This window comes from Mesorhizobium sp. WSM4847 (assembly GCF_055811335.1).
The window spans coordinates 1-15,476 of sequence record NZ_JBVVPY010000003.1 but is presented as its reverse complement, the minus strand read 5'-3'; the positions used below and the strand labels follow the sequence as shown (position 1 = coordinate 15,476).

12 protein-coding genes are annotated in these 15,476 nt (G+C 64.8%); 5 read left to right on the top strand and 7 right to left on the bottom strand.

Annotation, left to right across the window (positions count from 1 at the left end; all coding sequences use genetic code 11):
• Positions 1 to 21: 21 nt before the first annotated feature.
• From AC0L28_RS04625 to AC0L28_RS04595, 7 genes are all read right to left on the bottom strand, one after another.
• Entirely contained in the window at positions 22 to 942 is a 921-nt protein-coding gene (locus AC0L28_RS04625) for an ABC transporter permease (protein WP_287065098.1), read from the bottom strand.
• Positions 939 to 1,847, bottom strand: a complete 909-nt coding sequence (locus tag AC0L28_RS04620) for an ABC transporter permease (RefSeq protein ID WP_473475878.1) — start codon at positions 1,845 to 1,847, stop codon at positions 939 to 941. Before AC0L28_RS04620 ends, AC0L28_RS04625 begins: the two co-directional genes overlap by 4 nt.
• Positions 1,825 to 2,424, bottom strand: a complete 600-nt coding sequence (locus AC0L28_RS04615) for an ANTAR domain-containing response regulator (protein ID WP_473475876.1) — start codon at positions 2,422 to 2,424, stop codon at positions 1,825 to 1,827. The genes AC0L28_RS04620 and AC0L28_RS04615 overlap by 23 nt, the downstream gene beginning before the upstream one ends.
• Positions 2,421 to 3,548 (bottom strand): transporter substrate-binding protein, encoded by a 1,128-nt coding sequence (locus AC0L28_RS04610; protein ID WP_473475873.1) that lies wholly within the window; start codon positions 3,546 to 3,548, stop codon positions 2,421 to 2,423. Before AC0L28_RS04610 ends, AC0L28_RS04615 begins: the two co-directional genes overlap by 4 nt.
• A 398-nt stretch (positions 3,549 to 3,946) precedes the next feature.
• Entirely contained in the window at positions 3,947 to 4,723 is a 777-nt protein-coding gene (locus tag AC0L28_RS04605) for an ABC transporter substrate-binding protein (protein WP_473475870.1), read from the bottom strand.
• 117 nt (positions 4,724 to 4,840) lie between these two features.
• Positions 4,841 to 6,586, bottom strand: a complete 1,746-nt coding sequence (locus AC0L28_RS04600) for a hydantoinase B/oxoprolinase family protein (protein ID WP_473475867.1) — start codon at positions 6,584 to 6,586, stop codon at positions 4,841 to 4,843.
• A gap of 1 nt (position 6,587) precedes the next feature.
• Entirely contained in the window at positions 6,588 to 8,681 is a 2,094-nt protein-coding gene (locus AC0L28_RS04595; RefSeq protein ID WP_473475865.1) for a hydantoinase/oxoprolinase family protein, read from the bottom strand.
• 233 nt (positions 8,682 to 8,914) lie between these two features.
• On the opposite strand from AC0L28_RS04595, the gene AC0L28_RS04590 reads away from it, so the two are divergent.
• The 5 genes from AC0L28_RS04590 (at position 8,915) to AC0L28_RS04570 (ending at position 15,346) form a co-directional block, all read left to right on the top strand.
• A complete protein-coding gene (locus tag AC0L28_RS04590; RefSeq protein ID WP_091591868.1) occupies positions 8,915 to 9,742 on the top strand; it encodes a ferredoxin--NADP reductase in 828 nt (275 codons plus the stop codon).
• A gap of 358 nt (positions 9,743 to 10,100) precedes the next feature.
• The gene (gene deoC, locus AC0L28_RS04585) at positions 10,101 to 11,150 is read left to right on the top strand and encodes a deoxyribose-phosphate aldolase (protein WP_473475862.1); all 1,050 of its coding nucleotides are present in this window, start codon (positions 10,101 to 10,103) and stop codon (positions 11,148 to 11,150) included.
• A gap of 16 nt (positions 11,151 to 11,166) precedes the next feature.
• The gene (locus tag AC0L28_RS04580) at positions 11,167 to 13,539 is read left to right on the top strand and encodes an aldehyde dehydrogenase family protein (protein ID WP_473475860.1); all 2,373 of its coding nucleotides are present in this window, start codon (positions 11,167 to 11,169) and stop codon (positions 13,537 to 13,539) included.
• A gap of 198 nt (positions 13,540 to 13,737) precedes the next feature.
• Entirely contained in the window at positions 13,738 to 14,469 is a 732-nt protein-coding gene (locus tag AC0L28_RS04575) for an SDR family oxidoreductase (RefSeq protein ID WP_473475858.1), read from the top strand.
• 31 nt (positions 14,470 to 14,500) lie between these two features.
• A complete protein-coding gene (locus AC0L28_RS04570) occupies positions 14,501 to 15,346 on the top strand; it encodes a fumarylacetoacetate hydrolase family protein (RefSeq protein WP_287176408.1) in 846 nt (281 codons plus the stop codon).
• The last annotated feature ends 130 nt before the right edge of the window (positions 15,347 to 15,476 follow it).

Here is a 15,476-nt window from a genome sequence, read left to right as displayed (position 1 = left end):
TGTTACCGGTCTTTTTTGCCTTCATCTGAGCTTGATGCGCGGGTCGATGAACGGTGCGACGGTGTCGGCCAGGAGATTGCCGAGCACGATGGCGAAGGCCGAAACCAGGGTGACGCCCATGATGATCGGAATGTCGACGCGCTGGATGGCCTGCCAGGCAAGCTGGCCGATGCCGGGCCAGCCGAACACGCTTTCGACCACTACGATGCCGCCCATGAAGATGCCGATGTCGATGCCGATCATGGCGATGACCGGCAGGATGGCGTTGGGCAGTGCATGGCGGAAGATGATGGCGCCGCGCGCAAGGCCCTTGGCGCGGGCGGTCCGCATATAATCCTGGCGCAGCACGTCGATCATCGACGAGCGCATCATGCGGGCGTACCAGCCGGCGCCGAGTATTCCCATGGTCAGGGACGGCAGCACCAGATGGCGCCAGGTGCCGTAGCCGCCGATCGGAAACCAGCCGAGCTGCACGGCGAATACGTAAAGGAGCAGCAGGCCGACGACGAACTGCGGCGCCGAGACGCCGACAAAGGACGCGACCATCAGCGTCTGGTCGGTGGCGGTGCCGCGCCTGACGGCGGCAACAAGGCCCATCGTCAGGCCGATCGCCAGCTCGCAAAGGATGGCGCCGACCATCAAAAGCAGGCTTGCCGGCAGCCGCGAGACGATGAGCTCCGTGACCTCGGAACGCTGGATGTAGGAGCGGCCGAGATCGCCGCTGAGCAGGCTGATCAGATAGTGCCAGTACTGGATGAAGAAGGGCTGATCGAGGCCGAGCTGCCGGCGGATGTTCTCGACCGTTTCGGGCGTGGCACTGCGGCCGGCGATCTGGCGGACGGGGTCGGCGGGCAGCAGGTAGAGCAGTGCAAAGGTGATCAATGAGACGCCGAGCAGGATGAGCACGGACTGGATAACGCGGCGGCCGAGATAGGCGATCATGCCCGGCCCCTTTGCGTCGGATCGAGGATGTCGCGCAGCGCATCGCCGATGAGGTTGAAGGCCAGCGCCAGCGCCAGGATCGCCGCACCCGGAAAGAAGACCAGCCAGGGTGCTGCCTGGAAATAAGTCTGGTTCTCGAAAATGATGTTGCCCCAGGATGCGGTCGGCGGCTGCACGCCGATGCCGAGATAACTGAGCGTTGCTTCGAGCAGCACCGTGGTCGAGATGCCGAGCGTGCCCCAGACGATGATCGTCGGCAGCAGATGCGGCAGGATATGGCGAAACAGGATGCGTGGCGCGCTGGCCCCGATGGTGCGCTCGGCGTCGATGAACTCGCGCTCGGCGAGCGAGCTGGTCTCGGTGTAGATAACCCGCGCGGTCTGCACCCAGTTCACCAGTGCGATCACCATGGCGACGATCCACAGGCTCGGCTGGAGCACCGCCGCCAGGCAGATGGCGAGCAGCAGCGCCGGAAAGGCCATCATCAGATCGGTGAAGCGCATCAGCGCGCCACCGATCCAGCCGCGGAAATAGCCCGCGGTGACGCCAACCAGCGTGCCGATCAGAAGCGCCACGCCGTTGGCGACGATGCCGATGATCAGCGAGGTGCGTGCGCCGAAAAGGATGCGGGTCAGCAGATCGCGGCCGAGCAGATCCGTGCCCAGCCAGAAGCTGGCATTCGGCGGCAAGGGCGCGCCTTCAAGCGTCAGCCCGTCGAACATCTGCTCGTTCGGATCGTAGCCCGTCAGCCACGGCGCCAGGACGGCGCCGGCCACGACGACGGCAACGATCACCAGGCCGATCAATGCCAGGGGACGCTTGACCAGGCGCCGCCAGACGCCGGCGCGCGGCCTGGCCGGCATGCGCCCGGTTGCCGGAAGGTCAGGCGCGATGGGACTGGTCATCGCCGCCTTCTTCCGTCATCGCCACGATCCTGCGCGCGGCCTCCTCGACACTGATCCGCCAGCTCATCGCCAGCGACCGCAGCTGCGCGTAGGCGCGGCCGTCCTCGGCGCCTTTCGACAAGGCCTCCACCGCGCGCACGATGGTCTGGCGCTCCGCGACGCGCAGGCGAAGCGACGATATCTCGCTTGCCAAAAGCTTGCGCGCCTCGAAACTCTGCCGCGCGATCAAAAGGGCGCTGTAGACGCCGGCATTGCCGACCGGCTTCAGCAACTGGGCGTCGGCCTTGTGCGACAGCGCCCACTCGATGCGGCCCGGCGCTTCGGAGCCGATCAGCGCGACCAGCGGCATCGGCGCCTCGCCGGGCGCCCAGGGGAATTGTTCGTCGAAGCCGAGATCGGCATCGAAGAAGACGAAATCCGCCGCCAGCGCCTCGGCCGGCAGTTCCGGCCAGCAGCCGACCGTCTCGAGGCCGATGGCCGACAGTTGCCGCGTGATCGCCTGCACCGTCGGATGCGGACGATGCAGGACAAAGGCCTTGGCGCCGCCGAGATTCGGGATGCGCGGGACCTTGCTCACGAGACCACCCTCAGGCGTGGGCGGCCGAATGTCTCGGTCCGGTCATAGCGGGACAGATAGGGATCGGGCGCGACACCCTTGGTCACCGTGACGGCATTGAACGCGGTGCCCTCGATGCGCCCGATCTGCACCGGCAAGGTGGCGTGCTGGGTTTGCGGATCGATGGAGATGTCGCCGAGCGGGGTTCGAAACGAGGTTCCGGCAAAGGCCTGGGAAAGGTCCGGCCATTGTGCGCCGGGATTGCGGGCGAGGATTACGGCAAGCGTCCGCACCGAGGCATAGGCCGCTGCCTCGAAGGACGAGGCTGGCATGATGGAGGGCGCCGAATCGCCCTGGCGATCCGCTGCCGAGATGTCGTGAAAGTACGGCCCGACGGAAAGGTGGCCATTGCCCGCCCCGTTGAGCGCCGGCAACTCGCATTCGGTGAGATTGCAGGACAAGATCGGGCAGCGCTCCGGCCTGAAATGCGGGTCGCGTTCGGCGAGCTCGGCATAAGCCGCGATGAAGGCATAGGACGAGGAGCCGATCAGGTTGTTCAAGATGAAATCCGGCCGGGTCGCCTGGATCTCGGCGATCAGCCTGGAGACATCGACCTCGCCGAGCGGCAGATAGCGCTCGCCCAAAACCTTGCCGCCGGCGTCTGCGATCAGGTCGCGGGCGACACGGTTGGTCTCCCAGCCCCAGATGTAGTTCGAGCCGAGCAGGAAACCGTTGGCGCCGAAGCGCGGCACGACATGGGCCAGCAGCGGAACGAGATGCTGGTTCGGGCAAGCATGCATGTAGACGACATGCTCGTTCGCTTCGAAGCCCTCATAGGGACAGGCATACCAGAGCGTGCCGCCGGCGCGCTCGAGGATCGGGATGACCTCCTTGCGGCTCCATGACGTGATGCAGCCAATGATGTGGCGCGCGCCGCTGTTGGCGAGAATGTCGGCGCAGCCCGTCGCGTAGCCATCGATGTTGCCTTGCGGGTCGCGCTCGACCGGAACGAATTCGATCGGGATGGCGGGATCGGCGTTGACATCGGCGATGGCCGTCATCGCACCCGAACGGCAGGATTCGGACAGCAGGCGGTAGTTGCCCGACCGCGAGTAAAGGATGCCGATTTCAATACGCCGTCCCAAGCAAATCCCCAAAATAACAATGCCCCGCAGCCGCCGCCGCGGAAGGCGAGGCATACGAGGCATTTTTGCCGCCCGGCGGTCGGAGCCGGTATTTTCCCCAATAGCGTATTCGGTACGGCGGGTCAGTCAAGCGGGAAAAGTGAAGGCCGGCCCAACGATGCTGCTGTAGAAGGGGGAGCGCCGTTCGGGCTTCACCAATTGTCGATGTTGGCGCTGCCCCTCATCGCCCTGCCGGGCACTTCTCCCCGTATAGTGACGGGGAGAAGGACGCCGTCACCGAGGATTTCGCCAATCGGCAGCGGTGCAGGAAATCCCCTTCTCCCCGTCACTATACGGGGAGAAGGTGCCGGCAGGCGGATGAGGGGCAGCGCAAACCTGAGGCGATTGCCCGGGACTCGCTACTCGCCGTAGACGTCGAAGGCAAAATACCTGTCGTTGATTTCCTTGTATTTGCCGTTGGCGCGCAGCGCGTCGATCGCCGCGTCGAGCTTTTGGGTCAGTTCCTTGTTGCCCTTCTGCAGCGCGATGCCGACGCCGGGGCCGTGGATGGCCGGGTCGGGGGCCAGGGTGCCGAGCAGCTTGCAGCAGGCGCCCTCGGGCTTGTTTAGCCATTCGGTCAGCAGGATCGAGCCGTCCATCACCGCGTCGAGGCGGCCGTTGACCATGTCGGTGCGGGCGTCGTCGCCGGTCGGATACGGTCTTATGGTCGAGCCGGCGTATTTCTGCTCGGCGAAATTCTGGTGGATCGTCGCGCTCTGCACGCCGAGCGCCTTGCCTTTGAGGTCCTCGGGCGAGGTGCCGGTGACGGTCGAATCCTTCGGCACCGCGATGGCCGGCGGCGTCTGGTAGTATTTGTGGGTGAAGTCGACCTTCTCGGCGCGTTCCGGCGTGATGGTGATGTTGATGATGGCATCGAACTTGCCGGCCTGCAGCGCCGGGATCGAGCCGTCGAAATCCTGCACGACGAACTCGCACTCGGTCTTCATCTCGGCGCACAGCGCCTTGCCGAGATCGATGTCGAAGCCGCCCAGCGTGCCGTCGGCATTGGCATAGTTGAAAGGCGGATAGGCGCCCTCGGTGCCAAGCCTGAGTTTCTTGTCCTGGGCAGAGGCAGCGCCGGTGGCGAGCGTCATGGCGACGGAAGCGGCAGCCAAGAAACGACCGAAAAGGCGCATGATCCAGATCCCCGTTGATGGGAGCCGAGTCTACGGGGTTTTGTTGGCGCGGCGGAGACGGAAACGACATGCGCGGCGGCGATCACGGCGCGGCAAGGCCGATTGGGGCTTCGGCAGTCAGCCGGCTGCTCGTGCCCGCTCGGTGGCGGCTCGGTCGACTGTCGACCCGTCCGCGGAAAGGGCAACGCCAAATTTCTCGCTGGCCTGTTCGGGCGTATAGTACCCCAGCCTGACATCCCGCAGCACCAGTTCCGGATCGCGCTTCAGGGGATCACCATAGCCGCCGCCGCCCGGCGTGCCGACGCGCACGCGGTCGCCGGCCTTCAGCGCGATATCCTGCTCCTTGGAGAGGTGCGGCGGCACATGTTGCTTGCCGTCGCGAAAAACGGTCACCGTGTTGACCGCGCCGTCCTTGCCGCCGAGCGCGCCTTGCGGGCCGAAACGGCCATGGTCCATGACGAAGGAGGCGCGGGCGTCGCCGCGCAGGATCTCGACCTCATAGGCGAGGCCAAAACCGCCGCGATGCCTGCCGGCGCCGCCCGAGCCTTCGCGCAGGGCATAATGGCGGTAGAGCACCGGAAACGCCTGTTCCATGATCTCGACCGGCGGCGATTTTGAAATGCCGATGGTCGAGCAGCCATTGGTCAGGCCGTCGTGACCGGCATTGCCGCCATAGCCGCCGCCGGAGATCTGGTACATGACATAGTCGCGGCCGCGGGCCGGGTCGTTGCCGCCGAGCGCGAAATTGCCGCTGGAGCCGGCCGGGGCCGCCGTCACCTTGTCCGGCAGCGCCTGCACCATCGCCGCGAACACCGCCTCGGCAATGCGCTGCGAAACCTCGGCAGCGCAGCCCGACACCGGGCGCGGATATTTGGCGTCGAGGAAAGTGCCTTCCGGCCGCTTGACGATCAGCGGCTCGAAGGCACCGGCGCTGATCGGCACATGAGGGAAAATATGGCGCATAGCGAGATAGACCGAGGACAAGGTCGTCGCCAGAACGCTGTTCATCGGCCCGGCGCAAGGTTTTGACGAGCCTGAAAAATCGAAGCTGAGCGTGTCGCCGTGTTTCTCCACCGCAAGCGCGATGGTCAGGGGTTCGTTGACCACTCCGTCGGAATCGACGAAAGCCTGCGAGCGATAGATGCCGTCGGGAATGACTGATATGTTGGCGCGCATCTGTTCGGCGGCGCGGCGGCGCAGTTCGGCGATCGCCTCCACGACCGTTTCACTTCCGTAACGATCCAGGATTCCATTGAGACGGTCCTGGCCGATCAGCAGTGCCGCCGCCTGCGCACGGATGTCGCCGATGCGCTGGTCGGCAACCCGGATGTTCGAGCAGATGATGGCGTAGATCTCGCGATCGAGCACGCCCTGCTTGAACAGTTTCACCGGCGGCAGCCGCAGGCCTTCCTGCTCGACCGCCGTTGCCGAGGCGGAAAAGCCGCCCGGCACCGAGCCGCCGATGTCGGGCCAGTGACCGGTGTTCGACAGCCAGCAGAAAATCTTTCCGTCTCTGTAGACCGGCATGGCGAAGCGCACATCCATCAGATGGGTGCCGCCGAGATAGGGGTCGTTGACGATGTAGATATCGCCTGGCTCGGGCGGCAGGCAGCGGCCGTCGGCGATCATCTCGATCACCGTTTTGGTCGAATACTGCATGACGCCGACGAACACCGGCAGGCCCTGGCTGCCTTGCGCGATCAGCGAACCATCGACGGCCGAATAGATGCCGTCGGAGCGATCGTTGGCCTCGGCAATGACAGGCGAGAAGGCAGCGCGCGAAAAGGTCAGGTCCATCTCGTCGCAGACCTGCTGCAGCGCTGCCTGGATGACCGAAAGCGTAATGGCGTCGAGCTTTTGCATCTCAGGCCCTCCACTCAATGCCAATGTCGATGATGATGTTGCCGTCGGCGTCCGATCGCGCCCGGTCGCCGGGCTCAAGCACGGTGGTGGCGTCCATCTGTTCGAGGATCGCCGGCCCTTCTATGACGGCGTCGAGCGGCAGCTTTTCCCTGCTGTAGACAGGCGTGTCGTGCCAGTGTCCGCCATACCAGACCGGCCGGATCTCGCGGCGCGCCTCATCAAGCGTTTTGGTGCGGCCAGCCGGGTCGATCAGCCGCGACAGGTCGATCGCCGGCCGCACGCCGGTGACCGAGGTGTTGAGGTTGACCAGATTGGCGCGGATTTCCGGCAATTCGACCTTGAAGCGGGCGAAATAGGCTTTTTCGAACAGCTGCTGCAGGACGGCGCGCGTCACCGAAGACGACGGCAGCGGCACGTTGATGATATGGGTCTGGCCAACGAACTGCATGTCGGCGGAATGGCTGACGCGGATCGTCTCCGGCTTTACCGCTTCCTTGCCGATCAGCTCCTCGCCTTCGTTTCGGTGCCGTTCCAATATCGCGTGAAGCTGGATTTCATCAAGACCGGCCACCGGCTGGTTGACGGTGTTGACAAAGTCATGCCTGAGATCGGCGACGACGCAGCCGAGCGCATTGGTGATGCCCGGCCGCGCCGGCACCAGCACTTTTGGCAGGCCGAGCTCGCGCGCCAAAGCTGTCGCATGCAGCGGCCCGGCGCCGCCGAAGGCGAACAGCGCGAAATCGCGCGGGTCGTGGCCGCGCGACACCGAAACCATGCGGATGGCGCCGGCCATCTTGATGTTGCCGAGCCGCAGCACCGCGCCCGCCGCCTCGACGCCGGACAGGCCGGCGGGGCGGCCGATCCTGTCCTCGAAGATGCCGGTGACGTGTTCTGATGTGACCGGGTTCTCGACGGCAAGCAGTTTTTTCGGCGCCAGCCGGCCGAGCACCAGATTGGCGTCGGTGATGGTCGGCTCGCGGCCGCCGCGGCCGTAGCAGATCGGCCCGGGATTGGCGCCGGCGCTTTCCGGGCCGATCTGGATCAGGCCTGCCGCATCGACGCGGGCGATCGAGCCGCCGCCGGCGCCGACCGTGTGCACCGCCACCATCGGCACATGGATCGGCATTGCATATTCGATCTCGATCTCGTTCGACACCGCCGGTTCGGCATTGCGGATCAGCGCCACGTCGGTCGAGGTGCCGCCCATGTCGTAGGTGACCAGATTTTCGAAGCCGGCGCGTTTTCCGGTATAGGCGGCGGCGATGACGCCGGAGGCCGGGCCGGACATCACGGTCTTGGCCGATTCACGGGTGACAAAGCGGGCCGAGATCATGCCGCCATTGCCGTTCATGATCAGGAAGTCGCGGGCGTAGCCTTTTGATGCCAATTCCTTGCGCAGCCGCTCGACATAGCGCTCGAGGATCGGCTGCACCGAGGCGTTGACCGAAGCGGTGACGCCGCGCTCGAATTCGCGCGCTTCCGACAGCAGCGCATGGCCTGTCGTGATGTAGCTGTTCGGCCAAAGCGCGGCGGCGATCTCGGCGGCGCGCCGTTCATGCGCCGGATTGGCGTAGGAATGCAAAAAGTGGATGACGAGTGATTCGCAGCCGGCCGCGATCAGTTGTGAGACCGCCGCGCGCATCTCGGCTTCGTCGAGCGGAATGCGCACCGCGCCCGAGGCTTCGACGCGCTCCGACACTTCGAGCCGCAGGTTGCGCGGAATGATCGGGACGAAGCTGCCGGTCATGCCATAGGCCTGCGGCCGCGTCCGCCGGCCAAGCTCGATGACATCGCGAAAGCCGCGCGTGGTGATCATGCCGGTCCTGGCCAGCCGGCGCTCGACCACTGCGTTGGTGGTGGTGGTCGTGCCGTGCACGATGAGGTCGATGCCGCGGATGGGAAAACCGGTGGCGTCGAGCGCCGAAACGACGCCGAAGGCCTGATTGTCGATGGTGGTCGGGGTCTTGGCGATATGCACCTTGCCACCGTGACGCCCGTCGATCAGAAGCAGGTCGGTAAAGGTTCCGCCGACATCGATGCCGGCGACGACGCTGCCCGAGGAATCCAGCGTCTGCGCCGAAAAATTCTCTTCCATTGTCGAAACCCGAAATGTCAGGACTACAGATATGTCTCAGTTTGGAAAGGTGTTTCAGCCTGGCGTCTTGACGCAAATATCATTTGTATACTAATAAATTCCGGACACAAGAGCTTACCGCTTGGCAGTGTGCGAACGGCACGCCGGAACCTGATCGGTTCGGGCGCGCAGGAGAAAGTTTGGCGTCAGCGCCCTCGGGTTGGCCAGAAGGTTAGGCCAGAAGGTTAGGTTTGATGAACACCACATCCGCGCTCAACACCGCCGGCGCCCGGCCGCTGCAGTTCCCGATTCCGGCCAATGTCTATGCCGAAACCGTCGTCTCGGTGAAGCACTATACCGACCGGCTGTTTTCGTTCCGCATCACCCGGCCGCAGTCGCTGCGTTTCCGCTCCGGCGAATTCGTCATGATCGGCCTGCCCAATGCCGAGAAGCCGGTGTTCCGCGCCTATTCGATCGCCAGCCCGGCCTGGGACGACGAGCTGGAATTCTTCTCGATCAAGGTGCCGGACGGCCCGCTGACGTCTGAGCTGCAAAAAATCGAGATCGGCGACACCGTCATCATGCGGCAAAAATCGACCGGCACGCTGGTGGTCGACGCGTTGACCCCGGCCAAGCGCCTGTTCATGATCTCGACCGGCACCGGCATCGCGCCCTTCGCCAGCCTGCTGCGCGATCCCGACACTTTTGAGAAATTCGAGCAGGTCGTGCTGACCCACACCTGCCGCGACAATGCCGAACTGACCTACGGCCAGGAGCTGGTTGCAGAGCTGGAGAACGACCCGCTGATCGGCGAGCTGACCGGCGGCCGCGTCACGCTCTACAATTCGACGACGCGCGAAACCTCCGAGCGCATGGGCCGCATCACCGCGCTGATCGGCTCGGGAAAATTCTATGCCGATCTCGGCATCGACAAGCTCGATCCGGAGACCGACCGCATCATGATCTGCGGCTCGATGCACATGCTCAGGGATGTCAAGGAACTGGCCGAAAGCCTCGGCTTCGAGGAAGGCTCGCTGCATCATCCGGCAAGCTTCGTCGTTGAACGCGCGTTTGTCGGGTAGGGTCTCGACACAGTTCGGTCGAGCGCCACGACGGTGCTGAACCTTTGACGCCGGCGGGACAGCGCCCCCCTCTGTCCTGCCGGACATCTCCCCCACTTGGGGGGAGATCGGCTGTGATCCCGGCTTTCGCCAATTGTCTAAGTTGCAGGATTGAGCGGAGCGGCCAAGCTGCCAATCTCCCCCCTCGTGGGGGAGATGTCCGGCAGGACAGAGGGGGGCGCCAAGGATCGCTGCGGATCAGCATTTTATCCTGAGCCGCCGCGCTGTTGGGATTTTTCCGCTATGACCGCCTGAAGGACTCGTGAAGCGCTGCTTCACGGTCTATCTTCGGCACAAGTCGTCGAACAAAGGGCAGGAGATGAGCAGCACAATTCGCGAGGCCGAGCTCGGACCTTCCAAGATCACGCCGCTGCCGGCGCGTGCCGCCGCCAATGCGCCGGCGCCGCAAGCGCACGGCATTGCCCGCAACCCCGGCATGAAGCTCGATCTCGGCTTCATGGAATCGATGCGCAGCGTCAACCGCTCGGCGCTGGAACGGCGTGTCGCCAGCCTGACCAAGCGGCGCTCGATCAAGGCCGACAACCAGGCCGCCTGGCTGCTGCGCGCCGTCGCCTGCATGGACCTGACGACGCTGAACTCGAACGACACCGACGAGCGCGTGCGGCGGCTGTGCGCCAAGGCGGTCAATCCGTTCCGCCGCGACATCGTCGAAGGGCTTGGTATTACTGGCGAGAAGATCCGCCCGGCGGCAGTCTGCGTCTATCATCCCTTCGTCGCCACCGCCGTCGATGCGCTGCGCGGCAGCGGCATCCATGTCGCCGCCGTTTCCACCGCCTTCCCGCACGGCCTCACGCCACTGTCGACGCGGCTGCAGGAGATCGAAGCGTCGGTGAGCGACGGCGCCGACGAGATCGACGTGGTCATTCCGCGCGGCCTGGTCTTTGCCGCGAAATGGCAGGAACTCTATAGCGAAATCGTCTCGATGCGCGCCGCCTGCGGCGAGGCGCATCTGAAGGTCATTCTCGGCACCGGCGACCTCGCCACGCTGCGCAACGTCATGCTCGCCTCAATGGTGGCGATGATGGCCGGCGCCGATTTCATAAAAACCTCGACCGGCAAGGAAAGCGTCAACGCGACATTGCCGGTCGGCCTCGCCATGGTGCGCGCCATCCGCGCCTATTTCGAGGAGACCGGCTATCTCATCGGCTTCAAGCCGGCCGGCGGCATTTCAACGGCAAAGGCGTCGCTAGACTGGCTGGTGCTGATGAAGGAAGAACTCGGCCGGCGATGGCTGGAGCCGGACCTGTTCCGCTTCGGTGCATCGAGCCTTCTGACCGACATCGAGCGCCAGCTCGAACATCATCTGACTGGTCATTATTCGGCCAATCATCGCCACGCGATGGCGTGACTATCGGGAGCGCTCCATGAACATTCTCGAACGCTATCATGCCATGGACTACGGTCCGGCGCCGGAGGCCCGCAACGAGGCCGATGCCTGGCTTGCGGCGCGTGATTTTTCGAAAGCGCTGTTCATCGGCGGCGACTGGAAGGCGGCCGCCAGCGGCAAGACTTTTGATACCAGCGACCCGTCTTCAGGAAAATTGCTGGCCAAGGTGTCGGATGCCGGTGCTGCCGATATCGATGCGGCGGTTTCGGCCGCGACAAAAGCGTTGCCGAAATGGAGCGCCAGCTCCGGCTACAGCCGTGCAAAGGTGCTCTATGCCATCGGCCGCGCCATGCAGCGCCACCAGCGGCTGTTTGCGGTGCTGGAATCGATCGACAACGGCAAGCCGATCCGCGAAAGCCGCGACATCGACGTGCCGCTGGCGATCCGCCATTTCATCCATCATGCCGGCTGGGCGCAGGCGCTGGACAGGGATTTCGCCAGCCATAAGGGCGTCGGCGTCGTCGGCCAGATCATCCCGTGGAATTTCCCGCTGTTGATGCTGGCCTGGAAGATCGCGCCGGCGCTCGCCGCCGGCTGCACGGTGGTGCTCAAGCCGGCCGAGTTCACGCCGCTCACCGCCATCCTGTTCGCCGAGATTTGTCAGCGCGCCGGCGTGCCGAAGGGTGTCGTCAACATCGTCCAGGGCGGGCCGGAGGCAGGCGCGGCAATCGTCAACCATCCCGGCGTCCAAAAAATCGCCTTCACCGGCTCGTCCGAGGTCGGCAAGATCATCCGCAAGGCCACTGCCGGGTCGGGCAAAAAAATATCGCTGGAGCTTGGCGGCAAGTCGGCCTTCGTCGTCTTCGAGGATGCCGACCTCGACAGCGCCGTCGAGGGACTGGTCGACGGCATCTGGTTCAACCAGGGCCAGGTCTGCTGTGCCGGCTCGCGGCTTCTGGTGCAGGAGGGCATCGCCGAGGCCTTCATCGCCAAGGTCAAGGCGCGGATGAGCCGGCTGCGCGTCGGCAGCCCGCTCGACAAGAACACCGATATCGGGCCGCTGGTCGACCTGACCCAGCTCGATCGCGTCAAGGGCCTGGTCGCCGAAGGCGCCAAACAGGGCGCCGTCTGCTGGCAGCCCGACGTGGCGCTGCCGTCCTCCGGCTATTACCATTTGCCGACGCTGGCGACAGGCGTTTCGCCGGCCAACGTTCTGGCGCAGGAAGAGGTGTTCGGCCCGGTGCTGGCGACCATGACCTTCCGCAACACCGAGGAAGCGGTCGAGCTCGCCAACAACGCGCGCTACGGCCTGGCCGCCTCGGTGTGGAGCGAGAACGTCAACCTTGCGCTGCACGTCGCGCCGCAATTGAAGGCCGGCGTCGTCTGGGTCAACGGCACCAACATGTTCGACGCCGCCTGCGGCTTTGGCGGCTATCGCGAAAGCGGTTTCGGCCGCGAAGGCGGGCGCGAGGGCATGCTCGAATATCTCTTTGCAAAACTGCCGCTCGGCCCGGCCATCAAGCCGGCAGCGGCTTCGACACAACCTGTCGAGCGGGCGGAAGGCGACGCCATCGACCGCACGGCAAAGCTGTTCATCGGCGGCAAGCAGGTCAGGCCGGACGGCAATTATTCGCTTGATATAGCCACTGCCAAGGGCAAGCTTGCCGGCGAGGTCGGGCTCGGCAGCCGCAAGGATGTTCGCGATGCCGTCGCGGCTGCACGTGCCTGCAAGGCCTGGCCGGAGGCGACTGCCTACAACCGCAGCCAGGTGCTGTATTATGTGGCCGAAAATCTTTCGGGCCGTGCCGGAGAATTCGCGGCGCGTTTAACGGAGCTGACAGGCGCCACCGCCAAGGCCGCGCGAGACGAGGTCGAGCAATCGATCGAGCGGCTGTTCCTCTATGCCGGCCTGGCCGACAAGTTCGAGGGCCGCGTGCACCAGCCGCCGGCCCGCGCCGTCACGCTGGCGCTGCATGAGCCGGTCGGCGTCGTCGGCATCGTGGCGTCCGACAATGCGCCGCTGCTTGGCCTGATCTCGCTGGTGGCGCCGGCGCTGGCGATGGGCAACACCGTGGTCGCGGTGCCGTCGGAAAAATATCCGCTGCTTGCCACCGATCTCTACCAGGTCATCGAATATTCCGACGTTCCGGCCGGCGCCATCAACATCGTCACCGGCCGCACCGCCGAGCTCGCCGGCGTGCTGGCCAGGCATGACGATGTCGACGGGCTGTGGCTGTTCGCCGATGCCGAGACCTGCGCCAGGGCCGAAGCCGACTCCGTCGGCAATCTCAAGCGCGTCTGGACCGGCAATGGCCGCAGCCTCGACTGGACGTCGACCGAGGCCGCCGGCGATGCGTTGCTGCGCCGTGCCGTCGAGGTCAAGAACGTCTGGGTGCCCTACGGCGACTGAGCGTGCGTAGATTGCAATTGTCGACGTCGGCGCCGCCCCTTATTGCCCTGCCGGGCATTTCTCCCCGTATAGTGACGGGGAGAAAGACGCTGCCTCGGCGCCGGGCTTGACGGGCCAAAAGATGTTCTTTACCGAGAAAAAACATTTGCCGCCCCTAGGCGAATAGCACCCGGGCGGCGACAGAGGGAGAAAAAAAGCATGGCGGATCTGGCAGGCAAGATCGTTGTCGTCACGGCGGCGGCACAAGGCATCGGCCGGGCGAGCGCGCTGGCTTTCGCCAAGGCGGGCGCTGTCGTCCACGCCACCGACATCAACGAGGTGCTGCTCGCCGACCTCGGCAAGATTGCTGGCATCAAAACGCGCAAGCTCGACGTGTTGAACGACCAGGCGGTCGAGAACGCCTTCGCCGAGATCGGCGCTGTCGACGTGCTGTTCAACTGCGCCGGCTTCGTCCACTCCGGCTCGATCCTCGAGATGAAGGACGCCGATCTCGATTTTGCCTATGATCTCAACGTCCGCTCGATGATCCGCACCATCCGCGCCGTGCTGCCCGGCATGCTGGAGCGCGGCGACGGCTCGATCATCAACATGGCGTCGCTGGCCGGCTCGACCAAGGGCGTGCCCAACCGCTTCGTCTATGGGCTGACCAAGGCTGCGGTCATCGGCCTGACCAAATCGGTCGCTGCCGACTATGTCGGCAAGGGCATACGCTGCAACGCCATCTGCCCGGGCACCGTCGAAAGCCCCTCGCTGGAGGACCGCATGCATGCGCAGGGCGACTACGAGGCGGCCCGCGCCGCCTTCATCGCCCGCCAGCCGATGGGCCGCCTCGGCACAGCAGAGGAAATCGCCGATCTCGCCGTCTATCTGGCTGGAGCCACCTATACGTCGGGGCAGGCTTATAATATCGACGGTGGCTGGTCGATCTAAGAGGCCTCCGGCCGCAACCAGGAGAAAAAGAATGAAACTGCTGCGCTATGGCGAAGCGGGGAGCGAACGCCCCGGCCTGCTCGATGCGGATGGGACGATCCGCGACCTCTCCGCCCATGTCACCGACATTGCCGGCAAGGCGCTCGACCCGGCATCGCTCGAAAAATTGTCGAAGCTCGATCCGAAATCGCTGCCGGCGGTTTCCGGCAATCCGCGCATCGGCGCCTGCGTTGCCGGCACCGGCAAATTCATCTGCATCGGCCTCAACTATTCCGACCACGCCGCCGAGACCGGCGCCACCGTGCCGCCGGAGCCGATCATCTTCATGAAGGCAAGCTCGGCCATCGTCGGGCCTGACGACGACGTGCTGATCCCGCGCGGCTCGGTCAAGACCGACTGGGAAGTCGAGCTTGGCGTGGTCATCGGCAAGACCGCGAAATATGTAACCGAGGCCGAGGCGCTAAATTATGTCGCCGGCTACTGCGTCGCGCATGACGTGTCCGAGCGCGCCTTCCAGGCCGAGCGCCAGGGCCAGTGGACCAAGGGCAAGTCCTGCGACACGTTCGGGCCGATCGGCCCGTGGCTGGTGACCAAGGACGAGGTCCAGGACCCGCAGAACATTCCGATGTGGCTGAAGGTCAACGGCAAGACGATGCAGAACGGCTCGACCAAGACCATGGTCTATGGCGTCGCCTACCTGGTTTCCTATCTCAGCCAGTTCATGTCGCTGCATCCGGGCGACATCATCTCGACCGGCACGCCGCCCGGCGTCGGGCTGGGCATGAAGCCGCCGGTGTTCCTGAAGCCCGGCGACGTCGTCGAGCTCGGCATCGAAGGGCTGGGCATGCAGAAGCAGACGTTCAAGGCGGACGAGTAGCGGCGCTCTGCCTTCTCCCCTTGTGGGGGAAGGTGGATCGGCGCGCAGCGCCGAGACGGTTGAGCAACCGTGCTTCAAACGGAAGCCGGATTCCAGGGTTTGTTGGTGCGCACCATAGCGTTGAGGGTTG